The organism is Pseudomonas sp. Z2-11 (assembly GCF_054161305.1).
In genome coordinates this window covers 1,185,139-1,204,041 of sequence record NZ_CP096395.1, presented here as the reverse complement: position 1 = coordinate 1,204,041, position 18,903 = coordinate 1,185,139, and the positions used below count along the sequence as shown (strand labels likewise).

14 protein-coding genes are annotated in these 18,903 nt (G+C 61.2%); 10 read left to right on the top strand and 4 right to left on the bottom strand.

Annotated features, from left to right (window positions below; genetic code table 11):
* Positions 1 to 9 precede the first annotated feature (9 nt).
* The 4 genes from M1E16_RS05220 to M1E16_RS05205 all read left to right on the top strand — a co-directional run bounded on the left by M1E16_RS05220 (position 10) and on the right by M1E16_RS05205 (position 6,013).
* Entirely contained in the window at positions 10 to 969 is a 960-nt protein-coding gene (locus tag M1E16_RS05220; protein WP_458129354.1) for a cytochrome-c peroxidase, read from the top strand.
* Positions 966 to 2,771: a DAHL domain-containing protein gene (locus tag M1E16_RS05215; protein WP_434699591.1), complete on the top strand. Its 1,806-nt coding sequence runs from the start codon at positions 966 to 968 to the stop codon at positions 2,769 to 2,771. Before M1E16_RS05220 ends, M1E16_RS05215 begins: the two co-directional genes overlap by 4 nt.
* On the top strand, positions 2,768 to 4,174 hold the full coding sequence (locus M1E16_RS05210) for an ATP-binding protein (RefSeq protein ID WP_458129353.1): 1,407 nt from the start codon (positions 2,768 to 2,770) through the stop codon (positions 4,172 to 4,174). Before M1E16_RS05215 ends, M1E16_RS05210 begins: the two co-directional genes overlap by 4 nt.
* A 219-nt stretch (positions 4,175 to 4,393) precedes the next feature.
* Positions 4,394 to 6,013, top strand: coding sequence for an FMN-binding glutamate synthase family protein (locus M1E16_RS05205; RefSeq protein ID WP_458129352.1), 1,620 nt, complete (start codon positions 4,394 to 4,396; stop codon positions 6,011 to 6,013).
* A 229-nt stretch (positions 6,014 to 6,242) separates the two neighbouring features.
* Here the strand turns inward: M1E16_RS05205 and M1E16_RS05200 are convergent, their stop codons facing one another.
* From M1E16_RS05200 to M1E16_RS05185, 4 genes are all read right to left on the bottom strand, one after another.
* Positions 6,243 to 7,724, bottom strand: a complete 1,482-nt coding sequence (locus tag M1E16_RS05200; protein WP_458129351.1) for a glucosyltransferase domain-containing protein — start codon at positions 7,722 to 7,724, stop codon at positions 6,243 to 6,245.
* 38 nt (positions 7,725 to 7,762) lie between these two features.
* Positions 7,763 to 8,713 carry a glycosyltransferase family 2 protein gene (locus M1E16_RS05195; RefSeq protein ID WP_458129350.1) on the bottom strand — a complete coding sequence of 317 codons (951 nt, stop codon included), beginning with the start codon at positions 8,711 to 8,713 and terminating at the stop codon, positions 7,763 to 7,765.
* Positions 8,710 to 9,084 (bottom strand): GtrA family protein, encoded by a 375-nt coding sequence (locus M1E16_RS05190; protein ID WP_434653564.1) that lies wholly within the window; start codon positions 9,082 to 9,084, stop codon positions 8,710 to 8,712. The genes M1E16_RS05195 and M1E16_RS05190 overlap by 4 nt, the downstream gene beginning before the upstream one ends.
* A gap of 357 nt (positions 9,085 to 9,441) precedes the next feature.
* Positions 9,442 to 10,863 (bottom strand): amino acid permease, encoded by a 1,422-nt coding sequence (locus M1E16_RS05185; protein WP_434653565.1) that lies wholly within the window; start codon positions 10,861 to 10,863, stop codon positions 9,442 to 9,444.
* A 554-nt stretch (positions 10,864 to 11,417) separates the two neighbouring features.
* On the opposite strand from M1E16_RS05185, the gene M1E16_RS05180 reads away from it, so the two are divergent.
* The 6 genes from M1E16_RS05180 to purT all read left to right on the top strand — a co-directional run bounded on the left by M1E16_RS05180 (position 11,418) and on the right by purT (position 18,693).
* On the top strand, positions 11,418 to 11,879 hold the full coding sequence (locus tag M1E16_RS05180; RefSeq protein ID WP_458129349.1) for an REP-associated tyrosine transposase: 462 nt from the start codon (positions 11,418 to 11,420) through the stop codon (positions 11,877 to 11,879).
* Between the two features lie 231 nt (positions 11,880 to 12,110).
* Positions 12,111 to 15,218 carry a transglycosylase domain-containing protein gene (locus M1E16_RS05175; RefSeq protein ID WP_458129348.1) on the top strand — a complete coding sequence of 1,036 codons (3,108 nt, stop codon included), beginning with the start codon at positions 12,111 to 12,113 and terminating at the stop codon, positions 15,216 to 15,218.
* Positions 15,219 to 15,368: 150 nt separating this feature from the next.
* Complete coding sequence (locus tag M1E16_RS05170) at positions 15,369 to 15,938, top strand: PadR family transcriptional regulator (RefSeq protein WP_305496513.1); 570 nt, start codon at positions 15,369 to 15,371, stop codon at positions 15,936 to 15,938.
* Positions 15,939 to 15,942: 4 nt separating this feature from the next.
* A complete protein-coding gene (locus tag M1E16_RS05165; RefSeq protein WP_434653569.1) occupies positions 15,943 to 16,728 on the top strand; it encodes a siderophore-interacting protein in 786 nt (261 codons plus the stop codon).
* Positions 16,729 to 16,953: 225 nt separating this feature from the next.
* Entirely contained in the window at positions 16,954 to 17,421 is a 468-nt protein-coding gene (locus M1E16_RS05160; protein WP_434569679.1) for a VUT family protein, read from the top strand.
* A gap of 90 nt (positions 17,422 to 17,511) precedes the next feature.
* Complete coding sequence (gene purT / locus M1E16_RS05155; RefSeq protein WP_230151134.1) at positions 17,512 to 18,693, top strand: formate-dependent phosphoribosylglycinamide formyltransferase; 1,182 nt, start codon at positions 17,512 to 17,514, stop codon at positions 18,691 to 18,693.
* Positions 18,694 to 18,903: the final 210 nt, after the last annotated feature.

The following is an 18,903-nucleotide window of genomic DNA, read 5'->3' as shown; positions in this document are numbered from 1 at the left end:
AAGCATCCCATGGCGTCACACGGACTGATTCTGGCTCTCTGCCTGCTTCTGGGATACAGCGTGGTCACTCACGCAGAACCATTGGACGAACCGCTCAAACCCCTGCCCGCCGCGCCGGCCCTGGACCCCAAGCGGGTCCAGTTGGGCCAGCGGCTGTTCAACGACCCACGGCTGTCGGTCAACAACACGCTGTCCTGCGCCAGCTGCCATCGCCTGGACAAGGGCGGCGCCGATGACAAGCAGTTTTCCCTGGGCTTCGACGGTAAGCCGGTGGAGGTCAATACCCCTACCGTGTTCAACGCCAGCCTGAACTTCCATCAGTTCTGGGACGGTCGCGTCGATACCCTGGAAGAACAGGTGCACATCGTCGTGACCAGCCCCGGGGAAATGGGCAGCGACTGGAAGACGGTGGTCAAGCGCATCGCCGACGATCCGGGCTACGCCAAGGATTTTGCCGACGCCTACCCCGGCGGCGTGACCCAGCCCAACATCCAGGGCGCTCTCGCCGATTACGAGCGCACCCTGCTGACGCCGAATTCGCGCTTTGACCAATACCTGCTGGGCAACACCGACATTCTCACCCCCCGGGAAAAATTCGGTTACCAGCGCTTCAAGGAATACGGCTGCATCGCCTGCCATCAGGGCGTGAACATCGGCGGCAACATGTTTCAGAAGTTCGGCGTGATGGGCGACTACATCCAGGACCGGGGCAACCCCACCCGGGCCGACAACGGCCGCTTCAACATCACCGGCGACGAAGCCGACCGCCAGGTGTTCAAGGTGCCGAGCCTGCGCAACGTGGCCGTCACCGCGCCGTATTTCCATGGCGGCTCCGCGCCGACCCTGGAGCGCGCGGTGGAAGTCATGTTCAAGTACCAGTTGGGTCGCGAACCGCTGAAAAACGATACCGAACTGATCGTCGAGTTCCTCAAGACCCTCACTGGCGAATGGGAGGGCAAGCCGCTATGAACAGTCTCTCCCGCCGCCTCGGCCTGGCTTTCATCGGCGTCTTGCTGGCCTCAGTCCTGTTGTTCATGTACATCGAATCAGGCGCCCAACAAGCCGCCTCGCACATCGAATCGCGCGACCTGATCCGCCTGCTCAAGCAGCAGGACGGGATCTGGGACAACGAAGTGCTCAAGTCGCGAATCGCCCTGAGCCACAACTACGACCCGCTAGTCTCGCCGCTCAATGAAATGACGCGCCTGTGGCAGCGCCTCGATGCCATCGAGGCGGAGCCGGGCCGCCATGCGCCCGAGCTCTGGTCGACCCAGCGCGACGAGTACCTCAAGGCACTCAAGGAAAAAACCCGCCTGGTGGAACAGTTCAAGTCCCATAACGCGGTGCTGCGCAACTCCCTGGCTTTCCTGCCCACCGCCGAAGACGATATCCAGCGCCAGTTCTCCCTGCTGTCCGACAACGACAAGCTTCGGCTGCAGAGCGCCACCATCGACACCTACGACCTGCTGCTCGCCACGCTGGAGTTCGCGCAGATCACCACGCAGGATCAGGCTGCCGAAATCCTGATGGGCCTCAACCAGCTGGATATCAACAAGGAGCGCTTGCCGGACGGGCTCGTCAGCTCCGTGGAAATCCTGCGCAGGCACATTGCGCTGATCCTGCGTGAGCAACCCTTGGTCAACCAGCTACTGCGCGATTTCGAGGCCGTCCCCCTGGCCGCCCGCCTGGACACCATCACCAGCCTGCTGGAAAAGGACCAGGAAAAAGCCGCCGCCAAGCATCAGCGCAACCACATTATGTTGCTGGTGTTCGCTACCCTCCTGGTGCTGATCCTGATCTGGCTGGCGGTTCGGCTGGTGCGCAGTTTCGGCGAGATCAAGCGGGTCAACAGTGCGCTGCAAACCGCCAACGACGAACTCGAACAACGGGTCGAAGAGCGCACCCGCCAGCTCAAGGACACCCAGAGCGAATTGATGGACACCGCCCGCCAGGCCGGCATGGCGGAAATCGCCACCAACGTATTGCACAACGTCGGCAACGTGCTCAACAGCGTGAACATCTCCGCCGACCTGGTCAGCCGCAAGCTGCGCAGCAGCAAGGCCCTGGGGCTGGGCAAGGCGATGAACCTGATCAACGAACACAACCACGACCTGGGGCATTTCCTCACCGAGGACGAAAAAGGCAAGCTGTTGCCCGGCTACCTCAACCAGTTGGTGGAAGCCATCGCGGTGGAACAACAAGGCCTGACCGACGAACTGGCGCAACTGAGCAAGAGCGTGGATCACATCAAGGACATCGTTTCCACGCAGCAGTCCTACGCCGGCGCCAACAGCCTGATGGAACCCCTGGTGGTCAGCGAACTGCTCGAAGATGCCCTGCGCATGAACTCCGGAGCCCTGACCCGCCACCATGTAACGGTCATCAAGGACTACGGCGAAGTGCCGCGGATCATGGGCGACAAACACCGCTTGCTGCTGATCCTGATCAACCTGATCAGCAACGCCAAATACGCCATGGCCGGGGTTTCCAACCATGCACGGAACATGACGCTCAAGGCCACCGTCGTAGACGATGAGACCCTGCAGATCAGCGTGAAGGACGAAGGCGAAGGCATCCCGGAAGAGAACATGACACGCATCTTCGCCCACGGTTTTACCACCCGTAAGGACGGCCACGGGTTCGGCCTGCACAGTTGCGCACTGGCGGCGATTGAAATGAACGGCCACCTCACCGCACACAGCGAGGGGCCTGGTACCGGGGCGACGTTTGTATTGCAGCTGCCCCTGAAACTCGCAGAAGGTGAGCCATGAACAGCCTGAGCAACCGGCGCATCCTCTTGATTGATGACACGCCCGCCATCCACGACGATTTCCGCAAGATCCTGACCCCGGAGGACGAAAGCGACAGCGACCTGCAGGACATGGAAAGCGCGCTGTTCGGCGAGGCCCCGAAACCCGCCGCGACCGTGTTCGAACTCGACTCGGCCTACGGTGGCCAGGAAGGCCTGGGGAAATTGCAAGGGGCTTTGGCCAAGGAGCTTCCCTATGCCCTGGCCTTCGTCGACATGCGCATGCCCGAAGGCTGGGACGGGGCCAAGACCATCGAAGAGCTGTGGAAAGTCGACCCGCAATTGCAAGTGGTGGTCTGCACCGCGTATTCGGATTATTCCTGGGACGAATTGCTCGATCGCCTGAACGGCCATGACCGCCTGCTCATACTGAAAAAGCCCTTCGACAACATCGAAGTCCAGCAGATGGCCAATACCCTGACCACCAAATGGGAAATGACTTCTCGTGCCCGTTTGAAAATGAACAAGCTCGAAGACCTGGTTGAGCAACGCACCCTGGCGTTCAAGCAGGCCAGCGAATTGCTGCAGATGGAAATCGACGAACGCAAGATGCTTGAAAGCCAGCTCGTGCAGTCGGAAAAGCTCGCTTCGCTGGGTCAGTTGGCGGCCGGCGTGGCCCACGAAATCAACAACCCGATCGGCTTCATTTCTTCCAATCTCGGCGCTTTGGGTGGCTATTTCAGCAAACTCGAGGAAATGCTCCAGGCCTACGGCAGCGCCGAACAGGCCATCGCCTCGCCGGAGCTGGCAATGAATTTGAAAAGCCTGCGCGAACAGGTGGAACTGGATTTCCTGGTGGAGGACATTCCAATACTGATCAAGGAATCCAAGGACGGCATCGCTCGCGTCGGGCAGATCGTCAAGGACCTCAAGGATTTCTCCCGCGTCGACTCCAGCCAGGAATGGCAGATGGCAAATCTGCAGCAGGGCATGGATTCGACGTTGAACATCGTCGCCAACGAAATCAAATACAAGGCCGACGTGGTCAAGCAATACAGCCCTCTGCCGGAAGTCGAATGCCTGCCGTCGCAGATCAACCAGGTGATCATGAACCTGATCGTCAACGCCGCCCAGGCCATCGGCCCCGAGCGCGGCACCATCACCCTGCGCAACGGGGTCGAGGGCGACAACGTCTGGATCGAAGTCGCCGACAACGGCTCGGGCATCCCACCGGAAACCCTGCAGAAAATCTTCGACCCGTTCTTCACCACCAAACCCATCGGCCAGGGCACGGGGCTCGGGCTGTCACTGTCCTACGGCATCGTGAAAAAACACCACGGCGAGATTACGGTGCGCAGCGAAGTCGGCGTCGGGACCACCTTTCGCGTGGAGCTGCCGGTAAGGCAGATGAAATTGGCGGGGTGAGCGACCGCAGTTCTAATTTCAGCGAGATGGCTTTTGTGGCGAGGGAGCTTGCTCCCGCTGGGCTGCGCAGCAGCCCCAAATGGCCCGTCGCAGTAATCCAGTCGTTGCGTAGGATCCGGTTTTACGACTGCTGCGCAGCCGAGCGGGAGCAAGCTCCCTCGCCACGGGGTTGCATTCCACGCTAATGTCTCGCCAATCGCTCTCCCCCAAGGAACCCGCATGAGCCTATCGTTGCTGAGCCGCTACGCCTTCTTCGCCGGCTGTGTGATCTTCACCCTGGCCAGCCTGCCGTTCCTGCAACACGACTGGCTCTGGCCGATTGCGTTGTTGACCGGGCTGTTGAGCCTGCTGGGGGTGTTCGACCTGCTGCAAAGCCGTCACGCGGTACGGCGCAACTATCCGATCCTGGGCAACATCCGCTACCTGGTCGAAGGCATCCGCCCGGAGATCCGCCAATACCTGCTCGAGTCCGACAGCGACGCCCTGCCCTTTTCCCGCGCCCAGCGCTCGCTGGTGTACTCGCGGGCCAAGAACGAAAGCGCCGACAAACCGTTCGGCACCTTGATCGACGTTTACCAGACCGGCTTCGAATTCATCGGCCACTCCATGCGCCCGGCCCCGTTGAGCGACCCCAGCGGCTTTCGCGTCACGGTCGGCGGCCCGCAATGCACCCAGCCGTACTCGGCGTCGGTGTTCAACATCTCGGCCATGAGCTTCGGCTCCCTGAGTGCCAACGCCATCCGGGCGTTGAACCAGGGCGCGAAGCTCGGCAATTTCGCCCATGACACCGGCGAAGGCAGCATCAGCCCTTACCACCGCGAACACGGCGGCGACCTGACCTGGGAATTGGGCAGCGGTTACTTCGGTTGCCGCACCTCCGACGGGCGTTTCGACCCGGAGCGCTTCGCAATCCAGGCGCAGAACCCGCAGGTGCGGATGATCGAAATCAAGATGAGTCAAGGCGCCAAGCCGGGCCACGGCGGGATTCTGCCCAAGCACAAGGTCACCCGGGAAATTGCCGAGACCCGGGGCATACTCATGGGCGAGGATTGTATTTCGCCGTCTTGCCACAGCGCGTTTTCCACGCCTATCGAACTGATGCAGTTCGTCCAGCAACTGCGCGAACTGTCAGGCGGCAAACCGGTGGGTTTCAAGTTCTGCCTGGGGCATCCGTGGGAATTCATGGGCATCGCCAAGGCCATGCTGGAAACCGGAATCCTGCCCGACTTCATCGTGGTCGACGGCAAGGAAGGCGGCACCGGCGCCGCGCCGGTGGAGTTCACCGACCACATCGGCGTGCCGCTGCGCGAAGGCCTGCTGTTTGTGCACAACACCTTGGTGGGCCTGAACCTGCGGGACAAGATCAAGCTCGGCGCCAGCGGCAAGATTGTCAGCGCCTTCGACATCGCCAGTGTCCTGGCCATCGGCGCCGACTGGGCCAACGCCGCGCGCGGCTTCATGTTCGCCATCGGCTGCATCCAGTCACAAAGCTGCCACACCAACAAATGCCCCACCGGCGTCGCCACCCAGGACACCCTGCGCCAGCGCGCCCTGGTCGTCCCGGACAAAGCCCAGCGGGTCTACAACTTCCACCGCAACACCCTCAAGGCCCTGGCCGAAATGCTCGCCGCCGCCGGCCTCGACCACCCTTCGCAACTGCAACCCAAGCACCTGGTGCGGCGCATGTCGGCCACCGAGATCAAGCTGTTCTCCCAACTGCATGTCTTCCTCAAACCAGGGGAGCTGCTGACTGGTGAGGTCAATGGCGAGTTCTACTCACGGATGTGGCAGTTGGCACGGGCGGACAGTTTTGAGCCTCAGGAAATAGCGGCTGCCTAAACATCGACCTGCTAGCACGCACCAGCCCTTGTGGCGAGGGAGCTTGCTCCCGCTGGGCGCGCAGCGGCCCCAAGACAGGCACCGCGATACAACAGTCAGACCGCGCCAGCCCGGTTGCGACTGCTGCGCAGCCGAGCGGGAGCAAGCTCCCTCGCCACGGGGTGATGCGCTGTGTTTGCTAATGCGGATCGGACAATCCAGCACCCGGTTTGCCAGCTGCCGCGGCCGTTCAGCGACACCGCTCGATATCAACCATCAAACACAACTTGGGCGCCACATCAGGATCAGCCTGCGGTTTTTTCATGAAGATGTAGCCGCTGTCATTGATGACAAACAGGTCATAAAACCCAGTAGACACCACCGGCAGGAAATCCCCGCGCCGGATCGATGCAACCACTTCTGCATCCTTGGCGAGATACACGTTGGTGATGCCCGCTCGAGGCAAGCTTTCCGGCAGTAATACGTAGCCCACGCCCAGCACGTACCGTTGAGCCGGCATCGCCGCGAACAATCCGCTGGCGGCCGGGAGCCAGTTGGCTTTCAGTTCCGGGACCATGTAGAGACGGCTTTTATCGCGCAGCGGCGAATGGTTGATGTCATAAGCCAGCGAAGCCAGCACCACGGCTTCCTGTTCCTTTTGCAGCGACAGGGCACGGCCGTGTCCGAAGGAGAATGACAACATCGCCAACAACGGAATCAACAAGACCAGTCCCAGTCCTGCATGGACACGGGTGAGTACTTGCAGACTCAGAAAGAACGTCAGCAATAACAACGCCGAAAAAGCCACCAGCGTCCTGACACCGTAGTTGAACTCGGCAAATAACAGCGTGATGCCAGGGATGCAGAACAGGATCACTGGAAGGGCCAGTAGATAAACGAGCAATAGCAGTGCTTTTCGCCAAAGCAGGTCTGGACGACGGAACAACCCGATGCCTGCCCATGCGAACCCGACCAGCATGAGCAACGCACCGCTCCAGACCCAAGGTCGGGCCCCTTCAACCAGCAGATGCGCAAGAAAAAAAAGCCGGTCGCCTACTTCCATCAGGCTGCTGGCTTGCAGCGGCAGCAACGCCTGACGCGCTCCGGTCATCAGTTGATAAGCCGTGACGTAATAGACCAACCCGCCGCCGACAATGACCAGAAGCCTGCGCGTAATGAACCGCAGTACTTGCTCCGACGGCTCGCCCTCCCACACCCGTCTGATCACATCGACACAACACATGGCGATAAAAAAACCGATGAGCACTTGATAGATCGCGAGGGCCACGGCCAGTAACAATGCCGGTATCCATACGTCTCGCCAGGCCCTGCCGTTGGACCAGATTGCGGCGTAAACAAGCGCCACCAGTCCCAATGCCATCGCCGGTCCGTCGTAGTGGTAGGACAGGTTCTGCAAGAAGAACGGGTTGTACCAGATCGGCAGGACGACCAGGCAATGAACAAACGTCGGCCGTTTGAAATAAAAAAACGTCAGCGACCTCAGCGCAAACGAGATGCCCGCGGTGGCGACGAACAATGGCAAAGGAAACAGATCTGGCGCTTTCGAACCAAACGAAAGGGCGTTGTAGAACAGCTCGATGACAACCCGCCCTTCCTCGCCCCAGCCCTCGCCCGCCACCAGCGCCCGCCAGTTATCGTCGTTATAGAGATAATCAGCCTGAACCAGGGGAAAGATATGAAGAAAACTGGCCGCCAGGAAAAACAGCAGCACTTCCCGTGGCGTCATTACCCTGGTCCACAGGGACTGGCTCACGGTTCATCTCGCATCTTGGGTCGTCCGCCCTGGATCATTTCCTTGATGACATACCGAGGCCGATGTTTCGTCTCCAGGTAAATGCGCCCGATGTATTCACCCAACACGCCAATCCCGATCAGTTGCACGCCCCCCAGGAACAGGATCGCGGTCATCAGCGATGGATAACCGGGCAGATCGTTTCCGAAGATCCACTTGTCCACAATCAGGTAAGCGGCATACAGCAACGAAACCAGCGAAATGCAACTGCCGACGTAAGTCCACAACCGTAAAGGCACGGTGCTGAACGAAGTGATGCCTTCGAGTGCCAGGTTCCACAACTTCCAGCCGTTGAACTTGCTGTTGCCAGCGGCGCGGCCGGCGCGGTCGTATTCGATGATGACGGTGTTGAAACCGGCCCACGACAGAACGCCTTTCATGAACAACTGATATTCGGGAAGGGTCTTGATGACCTCAACGACCTTGCGGTCCATCAGGCGAAAGTCGCCCACGTTCTGTTCAATGTGCGGGTAGGCAATCCGATTGAGCAGGCGGTAGAACAACGCCGCCCCGCGCCGCTTCAGGTAACTGTCGGATGAACGATTGCGACGCTTGGCCAGCACCACTTCGGCGCCTTTGTGCCATTGCTCGATCATCCGGGGAATGACGTCGATGGGATCTTGCAGGTCCACGTCCATCGGGATCACCACATCACCGCTGGCGTGTTCGATCCCGGCAAACAAGGCCGGCTCCTTGCCAAAATTACGCGAGAAGTCGATCAACACAACCTGGCTGTCCGCCAACGCTATGTCACGGGCCAGTGCGGCAGTCTGGTCGCTGCTGCCATCGTTGATGAAAACAATCTCGACGCTATGGTCCTGGAGCTGCGGATGCTCGCGGACACTTTGGTAGAACAGGCCGATGGCCTGCTCTTCGTTGTACACCGGAACGATCAGCGAAATCTTCATGGACGAGGTCCGCGAAACACGACAAACCGGGAAAACAGAAAACCGAACACCAGGCTTAACAGCGAGAACGCCGCGACGGTCAGCAGGCCATGCAACTGCCAGCGATCCCCAAGATGCCCGACGATGAAACTAAGGGCGCCCATGACACACAGGAACAGCATATAACCTGGCACCGAGAGCTTGGCCTCGAAGGTATAAAGCGCATTGGCATAAAAGGAGAATGTCGCGGCGAGGCAAAAAGCGATGAAGTTACTCGTCGACTGATCGAAGTCGAACGCCACGCGCAGCACAAAGAACACCTGCCAGTGGATCAGCGTGTTGGCCAATCCGACGAGCGAATAGCTGAAAAAACCATTCCATATCGCTTTCATGCTCCCTCCAACGGTCAGTGCCGCCGGACATGACGTCCAACGCCTTAAACACGCGGTCTTGCGTTAGAAATAACAGGAGCGAGACAGTTCAGGAAAACGCTTCGGCAGTTGCCGCGAGGCGGGGGTCAGGTTTCCTCAAGGCAGTCGACGAACCCGTGGCGAGGGAGCTTGCTCCCGCTGGGCCGCGAAGCGGCCCCAAAACCTGCCACATGCGGAGCATCAGACACACCGCACTTGCCGGTTTACGACTGCTTCGCAGCCGAGCGGGAGCAAGCTCCCTCGCCACAGGTACATCATTTTTCTCAGGTGAAGCGCATTACGGTCATTCGGCCGGGGCTTTCTTCGACAGTGCCGGGCTTACGATGCGGAACGCATCGAACCCTGTACCTGTTCCTTCGGCTGCAACTTGAACGTGTAGAACAACACCGTCAGCAACACCAGGAACGCCGGGCCGATATACAGCGCCACACGCGTGTCGGGGAAGTACGCCATCAGGCCCACCACCAGCACCAGGAATGCCAGCGCCAGGTACGAGCTGACCGGGTATAACCACATGCGGTACTTCAACGCCGCACGCTCGGACGCGCTCAGGCCTCTGCGGAATTTCAGCTGGGCCAGCAGGATCATCACCCAGGTCCAGATCGCGCCGAAGGTGGCGATGGAAGTGACCCAGACGAAGACTTTCTCCGGTACCAGGTAATTGAGCAGCACGCCTAGCAGCAGCGCGGCGATCGATAACAGCAACGCTCGGCGCGGCACGCCGTTGCTCGAGGTCTTGGCGAAACCGGCCGGGGCCTGGCCGTTCTGCGCCAGGCTGTAGAGCATGCGACCGGTGCTGAAGATCCCGCCGTTGCAGGACGACAAGGCGGCGGTGATGACCACGAAGTTGATGATGCCGGCGGCGGTCTTGATGCCCAGGCGCTCGAAGGTCATCACGAACGGGCTGCCCTGGGTGCCGATTTCGTTCCACGGGTAGATCGACAGGATCACGAACAACGCACCGACGTAGAACAGCAGGATCCGCCAGAACACCGAACCGATGGCGTTGGGGATGGTTTTCTGCGGGTTGCGCGCTTCACCGGCGGTCAGGCCGATCATCTCGACGCCCAGGTAGGCGAACATCACCATTTGCAGAGACATCAACACGCCGGACACGCCGTTGGGCATGAAGCCGCCGTGGGTCCACAGGTTGGAAATGCCCAGGGCCACACCATCGTTGCCGAACCCGAAGGCGATGATGCCGACGCCGCCGATGACCATGGCGATGATCGTCACGATCTTGATCAGGGCGAACCAGAACTCGAACTCACCGAAGGCCTTGACCGCGATCAGGTTGATCGAGCCCATGCTGACCAGTGCGGCCAACGCCCAGATCCACCGGGGCACATCGGGGAACCAGATGCCCATGTACACCGCCACCGCGGTGATCTCCGCCACACAGGTCACCAGCCAGAGGAACCAGTAGTTCCAACCGGTCAGGAAGCCTGCCAGCGGGCCGAGGTAATCCTGGGCATAACGGCTGAACGAACCGGCCACCGGGTTATGTACGGCCATCTCGCCGAGGGCGCGCATGATCACCAGGATCGCCAGGCCACCAATGATGTAGGACAGCATGATCGCCGGGCCGGCCATTTCGATGGCCTTGGCCGAACCGAGGAACAGCCCGACACCGATGCAGGCGCCGAGCGCCATCAAGCGGATATGCCGCTCGCCGAGCTCACGTTTGAGCGGACCACCCTGAGCGGTCTCGCCATGGGGCAGAGGATTGCCGACTGGCATAGGGATACAACCTCGTCTTGTTATTGGATTGACCACCAAGTCTCCAAGGCCACAGGCGGATAAGCCTGCAACCTTGCCGAAACCGGGCCTACCTCGTGGGCAGACCGTCCTGTAGGACAAGTCCTCAAGATCAGCGGGTCGTGCAGTATAAAAAGCAGAGAACAGAGAGTTTCACTGTAAAACCCGGAAAATTCAGGGATATGCCGCAGTAAAAACCGTCTTTAAGGAGAGGCATTATCTGCGGTTACAGCGGTTCAGGGAACGCCGCAAGTATTGCACAGTGATGGTGCAGGGTCATGAGTTGGCGCAGGCGATGGCTCTAGCACAATACTTTCAGCCTACGCCTCGTGGCGAGGGAGCTTGCTCCCGCTGGGTGGCGAAGCCGCCCTCGCTTCTCAGCTTTTGAAAGCTTGCGGCTGCTGCGCAACCGAGCGGGAGCAAGCTCCCTCGCCACGGGACTACGTTGTTTTCGGAAAAGTCGCTCAGTCATCAACGCGTCGGGTCGGAACGAGCGAAGCTACCGTAATAGTTATTCCAGTCAAAGGAAGCACGGAATGCATCCTCAACGTCCAAACTCTCATCGTCTTCGCCACGGACGCTCTTCGGATCCGGGGCGAGGTTACCTCGTCACTACGGTAGTCCACCGACGCGCACATCTCTTCAACGACTTGCAGTTAGGCCGGTTGCTGGTTGCGGAAATGCGTTTGGCGCATGAGCAATGTCAGGTCAATTCTCTCGCCTGGGTCGTGATGCCGGATCATCTGCATTGGCTGCTGCAATTGGAACAAGCCCAACTGCCCAACGTGATGCAGGCAGTGAAATCCCGCAGCACCCTCGCTATCAATCGAGTCATGGGCAGGCAGGGCGCTTTCTGGCAAAACGGATTTCATGACAGGGCAATCCGCGATAACCAGGACTTGTTGCCTTGCGCCCGCTACATCATTGCCAACCCTCTTCGCGCCGGCTTGGTAACACGCGTTGGTGATTACCCTCTCTGGGATGCGATATGGCTCTAACCGCCTTTGTGGCGAGGGAGCTTGCTCCCGCTGGGGGGCGAAGCCGCCCTCGCTTTCAGCTTTTGAAAGCTTGCGGCTGCTGCGCAACCCAGCGGGAGCAAGCTCCCTCGCCACACAAGCCTCGCCACTCAGTTGCCTTGAGCTGACCGCCACAATTTCCCTCCCCCCACGCCAACCACCGTCTAAGCTTCAAGCAAGTCCGATCAATCTGCGTGAATGGATCAGTCGACTATGGGCGCTTTGTGGCAAACCGATTCGAATAAACCTGTGGTCCCGACTGAACGTATGGAAGAAGCGCCTTTACCCCCGAAAAAACGCCGCGCACGGCATGGCTGGCGGGCGTTCTGGTTGTTGTTGCTGATTATCGTCGTGGTGGTCGGCCTTGCCGTGGCCAAGGAGATGCGCACGTCCCGGTTCCAGGCCCGGGAGATCAGCCAGTACGCCGCGTCCTTGACCTATTCGGTGCAACCGGGGCCCAGCGACGCCATCGTCTACCCTGGCGCAGGTCCGTTCGACCGGCGATTGGGCTACAGCTCGCTGGGGGAGTTCCTGCCACGACTGATCAAGCGCGACTATGTGATCCAGGCCCAGGCCCGTTTCTCCCCAGAGCTGATGGACTATGTCGATAAAGGCCTGTTCGTGCCCTACGCGGAAAAGATCCAGGCGGGACTGACCATCACCGATTGCCGCGCCGCGCCGGTGTATCAGTTCAAATACCCGCAACAGCTGTACGCCAGTTTCGACGCCATCCCGCCGCTCGTGGTGCAGAGCCTGCTGTTTATCGAGAACCGCTTCCTGCTCGATCCCAAGCAGCCGCTGGCTAACCCGGCGGTGGACTGGCCGCGTTTCGGCATGGCGGCCTGGTCGCAAGTGGCCAAGTTGCTGAGCTTGCCCGGCCAGTCGGCGGGCGGCAGCACATTGGCGACGCAGTTGGAGAAGTACCGGCACTCCCCCGAGGGCCTGACCGTGTCGGGGGCGGAGAAGATCCGCCAGATGATTTCCGCCAGCGTGCGCGCCTACCAGGCCGGCCCGCAAACCCTCGAGGCCCGCCAGCGGGTCATCCGCGATTACCTCAACAGCGTGCCGCTTTCCGCGGTTCCAGGTCATGGCGAAGTCCATGGCATGGCGGAAGGACTGAGGGTCTGGTACGGCGCCGATTTCAACAAGGCCAACGAGCGCCTGTTCAGCACCGCCACCGACCCCGAGAGCCTGGCGCAGAAAGGCCTGGCCCTGCGGGAAATGCTCTCGCTGATGATCGCCCAGCGGCGGCCTTCCCATTACCTATCGAAGGGCCACGATGAACTCGCTCGCCTGACTGACAGCCACATCCGGCTGCTGGCGCAGAACGGCGTGATCGATGCGGCCCTGGCCGAAGCCGCCCTGGCGAGCAAAGTCAGTTATCGCGACTGGGTGCAGCAGCCGACGATCCAGCCCAACGAAACCAACAAGGGCATCAGCGCCGCCCGCAGTCGTCTCGCCACGCTGCTCAATCGTCCGCTGTACGACCTTGATCGCCTCGACCTGTCGGCCACCAGCACCTTGCAAAGCGAATTGCAGGCCCAGGCCACCGAGTACCTCAAGCGATTGGCCGACCCGGCGTTCGCCGCCGAGATCGGCCTGATGGGAGAGCGCCTGCTGACCCCCACCAGCACCACGCAGGTGCGCTACAGCTTTACCCTGCTGGAACTGACGCCGGACGGTTCGCGTGTGCGGGTACAGACCGACAGCACCGACCAGCCCTTCGACATCAACGAGGGCAGCAAGCTGGAACTGGGCTCCACCGCCAAATTGCGGGTGCTGACCACCTACCTGCAGATCATCGCCGAATTGCACGAGCGCTACGCCCAGCAGACCCCGGCGCAACTGAAGAAAACCGAGATCGCCGACCAGGACCGCCTCTCGCGCTGGGCGGTGGACTACCTGATTGAAAACACCGACCGCAGCCTGCCGAAAATGCTCGAAGCGGCACTCGACCGCACCTACTCCGCCAGCCCCGGCGAGGCATTTTTCACCGGTGGCGGACTGCACACCTTTCACAACTTTCGCAGGGAAGACGACGGTCGCCTGCCGACCCTGCGCGACGCCCTGCGCGAATCGATCAACCTGCCGTTCATTCGCCTGATGCGCGACCTGGTGCGCTACGCCACCTATGCCGGTCCCAACAACAGCTCCGAACTGCTCAAGGATGACAAGGACCCGCGCCGCCAGGAATACCTGGCCCAGTTCGCCGATCGCGAAGGCACCTCGTTCCTGCTCAGGTTCTGGAAGAAATACCAGAAAAAGGACACCGCCCAGCGCCTCGAAACCTTCCTCGACGGCATGCGTCCCACCGCGATCCGCCTCGCCGCCGTGCACCGCTATTTCTTTCCCAACGACAGCCAGGAGAGTTTCAACCGCTTCGTACGCGCCCATCTGAAAAACGCCAAGAGCGCCGAAAAGCTCACCGACGAGCGTCTGCAGCGGCTCTACCAAAGCTACGGCCCCGGCGCATATGACCTGCCGGATCAAGGCTTCATCGCCAAGGTCCATCCACTGGACCTGTGGTTGGTGGGCTACCTGCTCAACAACCCCGACGCCAAGTTCAGCCAGATCGTCAAGGCCAGCCAGTTCGAGCGCCAGGAGGTCTACAGCTGGCTGTTCAAGAGCCGGCACAAGAGTGCCCGCGACAGCCGCATCCGCACCATGCTGGAGGTCGAAGCCTTCCTGGATATCCATCAGCGCTGGCAGCAAGTCGGTTATCCGTTCGACCACCTGGTGCCGTCGCTTGCCACTGCGATCGGCAGCTCCGGCGACCGCCCCGCCGCCCTCGCGGAACTGGTAGGGACCATTCTCAACGACGGCATCCGCCAACCGGCGCTGCGTGTCGACAGCCTGCAATTTGCCGTCGACACGCCTTACGAAACGCGGCTGGTCAGCGATCCGGACAACGGCAAGCGGGTGATGCCGGTGGAAGTGGCCCGGGCCTTGCGCGGCGCCCTGTCGCAAGTGGTGGACGCCGGCACCGCGAAACGTGTCGCGGGCAGTTTCAAACTGGCCGACGGCACGCCGCTGGCCATGGGCGGCAAGACCGGCACCGGCGACAACCGCATCGAAGCCGTTGGCTCAGGCGGACGGGTGATCAGTTCCAAATCGATCAACCGCACCGCCACGTTCGTGTTCTACATCGGCGACAGCCATTTCGGCACCCTGACCGCCTTCGTCCCGGGCGCCTCGGCACAGAACTTCAAGTTCACCTCGGCCTTGCCGGTACAGGTGCTCAAGGGCATGGCGCCTTTTCTCTCGGCCTATTTGCAACCGGGCAGCCACACCCAATGTCAGCCATTGGTGACGAGCCGCTGAGCAACCGCCATTTCAGCTTCTGATAACCCATCGCGCTCAACGCTGCGCCGTCGGGCGAATCCGGCTGCTCGTCGGATTTATAAAAAACATGCGTGCATCGTATAAAGATATATCTTAAGTTCTATCTTAAGAATTTCTGAGGACAGACCGATGAGAGACCCGCATTCCCACCCTCACCGCGAACACGCCGCCCACGACGGCTTCGACAAACGTGCGGCAAGCCGTGAGCGCGGCGGTCGCGGGCCGCGTGTTTTCGCCGCGGGCGACCTGAAACTGCTGTTGTTGGCGCTGATTGCCGAACAACCCTGCCACGGCTATGACCTGATCCGCCGGATCGAAAGCATGTTCGACGGCGCCTACAGCCCCAGTCCCGGCGTGATCTATCCGACCCTGACCTTCCTCGAAGAAAGCGAAATGATCAGCGGCGATGCCGATGGCGGAAAAAAACGCTACAGCGTCACCGATGCCGGACGTCTATCCCTTGAAGATCAGGCCGTGGCGCTGGATGGCGTACGGATGCGCATCGAAGTCAGCAAGCGTTCGCTGCGCGGCCAGGATCGGCCGCCGGAAATCCACGAGGCGGTCCACAACCTGCGCCATGCCTTGCAGATGCACCATGGTCGCTGGAGCCCGGAAGAGATCCTGCGGGTACGCGACCTGCTCAACGACACCGCCAAAGCCATTGTCGACGGCCCTCGCCGTCCAACCGTTTCGGAGTAAAAGCATGACTGAAGTCGATCCAGACACCATCCACCGCGTCAGCCACGAAATCAAACGCCGCCGCCTGCAAGTGCTGCGGGTGCAAGACCTGACACCACGCATGCGCCGCATCACCGTCGGCGGACCGGAACTGGCGGGGTTCGTCAGCCTCGGCACGGACGATCACGTGAAGTTGCTGTTCCCGCAGAACGCCGAGGAACACGCCGCCCTGGAAAACTTCAACCCCGGCGCCGGCAAGGCCCAGGGCCCGATGCCCGAGATGCGCGACTACACCCCGCGCCGCTACGACCTGGACGCCCTGGAGCTGGAGATCGATTTCGTCCTCCACGGCGACGGCCCTGCTTCAACCTGGGCGGCCCAGGCGGCGCCTGGGCAGTACCTGAACATCGCCGGGCCACGGGGCTCGATGATCGTGCCGGATATTTTCGACAGCTACTTGCTGATCGGCGACGAAACCGCCCTGCCCGCCATCGCCCGACGTCTCGAAGGCCTGGCACCCAACCGGCGGGCACTGGTGGTGGTGGAAGTGGAAAACGGCGCCGAACAGCAGATCCTTCACAGCCCGGCCCAGGTGCAAGTGATCTGGGTACTGCGCGAAGGCCACCGCGACAGCCTGCTTCGCACCGTCCAGCAGTTGGAAATGCCCGGTGGCAAGCTGTACGCCTGGGTCGCGACCGAGAGCAAAGTGTCGCGGCAGATTCGCAAAGTGTTGCTGGAGGAGAAAGGGCTGGACCAGGATTTCATCAAGGCGGTGGGGTATTGGAAGCTTGATGACAATGAGGAAGATTGAGGGTCTGGCGGCGCTGAAGTAACCTTTACCCATTGACTGAACACAACCTCTGTGGCGAGGGAGCTTGCTCCCGCTGGGCTGCGCAGCAGACCCAAAACCTGACAACTCGGTGGATCAGATAAATCGAGGTGACTGCTTTGGGGGCTGCTTCGCAGCCCAGCGGGAGCAAGCTCCCTCGCCACGGAGTCGTTACCCCGACATCCAACCCACCAGGTACCCCGCCCCATGCTTTTCCTGATCGCCTACATCGGCAGCGTCGTGCTGATCAACTTCGCGTTCTCCGCCGCGCCGCACCTGGACATCATCTGGTCGGCCTGGGGTGGCCTGGTGTTCGTCCTGCGCGACATGGTGCAGACCCGCTTCGGTCATGGCGCCATCGCGGCGATGCTGGTGGCGCTGGTGCTGTCCTATGTCACCTCCGATCCGACCATCGCCCTGGCCAGCGCCACGGCATTCGCAGTGTCCGAATGCATCGACTGGCTGGTGTTCAGCGTCACCAAGCGCCCGTTGCACGACCGATTGTGGATCAGCTCGGCCCTGAGTATTCCGCTGGATACCTTCATCTTTTTCGGCCTGATCGACGCCCTCACGCCAGGCGTGGTCATCACCGCCCTGCTGTCGAAATTCGCCGGGGTCACGGCCGTCTGGCTGATCATGGCCTGGCGTCTGCGCAAACAGGCCGTCGCCGGCTGACGCGGTTCATGTAAAATGCCGCGCTTTCTCCCCATGGGAAGCTCGCCCGGCGCGCGCCCCGATGATCCGCTCCTGTTTGAGGACCTTCAGATGACCCGTATCGGAACCCCATTGTCGCCCACCGCGACCCGCGTTTTGTTGTGTGGCAGCGGTGAGCTGGGCAAGGAAGTGGTAATCGAACTGCAGCGCCTGGGCGTTGAAGTGATTGCCGTGGATCGCTACGCCAACGCGCCGGCCATGCAAGTGGCCCACCGCAGCCACGTGATCAACATGCTCGACGGCGCGGCCCTGCGCGCAGTGATCGAGGCCGAGAAGCCGCACTACATCGTGCCGGAAATCGAAGCCATCGCCACCGCGACCCTGGTGGAACTGGAAGCCGAAGGCTTCACCGTGATCCCTACCGCCCGCGCCGCGCAACTGACCATGAACCGCGAAGGCATCCGCCGCCTGGCCGCCGAAGAACTCGGCCTGCCGACCTCGCCGTACTTCTTCGCCGACACCGTGGAAGACTACCGCAAGGCCGTCGAGACCCTGGGTTTCCCATGCGTGGTCAAGCCGGTGATGAGTTCCTCGGGCAAGGGCCAGAGCCTGCTGCGCAGTGCCGATGACGTGCAGAAAGCCTGGGACTACGCCCAGGAAGGTGGCCGCGCCGGCAAGGGCCGGGTGATCATCGAAGGCTTCATCGACTTCGACTACGAAATCACTCTGCTTACCGTGCGCCACGTCGGCGGCACCACGTTCTGCGCACCGGTCGGTCACCGTCAGGAAAAGGGCGACTATCAGGAATCCTGGCAGCCACAGGCCATGAGCCCGGTGGCCCTGGCCGAATCCGAGCGCGTCGCCAAGGCAGTGACCGAGGCCTTGGGTGGTCGTGGACTGTTTGGCGTCGAACTGTTCATCAAGGGTGACCAGGTGTGGTTCAGCGAAGTCTCGCCGCGCCCGCACGACACCGGCCTGGTGACGCTGATCTCCCAGGACCTGTCGCAATTCGCCCTGCACGCCCGCGCCATTCTGGGTCTGCCAATTCCGCTGATCCGCCAGTTCGGCCCATCGGCTTCGGCGGTGATTCTGGTGGAAGGGCAGTCGACGCAGACCGCCTTCGCCAACCTCGGCGCCGCCCTGAGCGAACCGGACACCGCCCTGCGCCTGTTCGGCAAGCCGGAAGTCAACGGCCAACGCCGCCTGGGCGTAGCCCTGGCCCGCGACGAATCCATCGAAGCCGCCCGCGCCAAGGCAACCCGGGCTTCGCAGGCGGTCAAGATCGAACTCTGAAACCTCGTACATAAAACCCCGTGGCGAGGGAGCTTGCTCCCGCTGGGTTGCGAAGCAGCCCCCCTTGCTTTGTCAGCCATCACACCGCAGGGGATGCTGACGCATCCAGCGGGAGCAAGCTCCCTCGCCACAAAAGCGGCTTGTGTTCAGACTCCGATACAAAAAAGGCGACACCCGCAAGGGTGTCGCCTTTTTTTTGGGCGCGGTTCT

Bases quoted from the DNA above. Each gene is read 5' to 3' on its own strand.
- M1E16_RS05215 (WP_434699591.1), top strand. From the start codon at position 966: ATGAACAGTCTCTCCCGCCGCCTCGGCCTGGCTTTCATCGGCGTCTTG.
- M1E16_RS05175 (WP_458129348.1), top strand. From the start codon at position 12,111: ATGGGCGCTTTGTGGCAAACCGATTCGAATAAACCTGTGGTCCCGACT.
- M1E16_RS05210 (WP_458129353.1), top strand. From the start codon at position 2,768: ATGAACAGCCTGAGCAACCGGCGCATCCTCTTGATTGATGACACGCCC.
- M1E16_RS05195 (WP_458129350.1), bottom strand. From the start codon at position 8,713: ATGAAGATTTCGCTGATCGTTCCGGTGTACAACGAAGAGCAGGCCATC.
- M1E16_RS05165 (WP_434653569.1), top strand. From the start codon at position 15,943: ATGACTGAAGTCGATCCAGACACCATCCACCGCGTCAGCCACGAAATC.
- M1E16_RS05190 (WP_434653564.1), bottom strand. From the start codon at position 9,084: ATGAAAGCGATATGGAATGGTTTTTTCAGCTATTCGCTCGTCGGATTG.
- purT (WP_230151134.1), top strand. From the start codon at position 17,512: ATGACCCGTATCGGAACCCCATTGTCGCCCACCGCGACCCGCGTTTTG.
- M1E16_RS05205 (WP_458129352.1), top strand. From the start codon at position 4,394: ATGAGCCTATCGTTGCTGAGCCGCTACGCCTTCTTCGCCGGCTGTGTG.
- M1E16_RS05170 (WP_305496513.1), top strand. From the start codon at position 15,369: ATGAGAGACCCGCATTCCCACCCTCACCGCGAACACGCCGCCCACGAC.
- M1E16_RS05160 (WP_434569679.1), top strand. From the start codon at position 16,954: ATGCTTTTCCTGATCGCCTACATCGGCAGCGTCGTGCTGATCAACTTC.
- M1E16_RS05180 (WP_458129349.1), top strand. From the start codon at position 11,418: ATGCATCCTCAACGTCCAAACTCTCATCGTCTTCGCCACGGACGCTCT.
- M1E16_RS05185 (WP_434653565.1), bottom strand. From the start codon at position 10,863: ATGCCAGTCGGCAATCCTCTGCCCCATGGCGAGACCGCTCAGGGTGGT.
- M1E16_RS05220 (WP_458129354.1), top strand. From the start codon at position 10: ATGGCGTCACACGGACTGATTCTGGCTCTCTGCCTGCTTCTGGGATAC.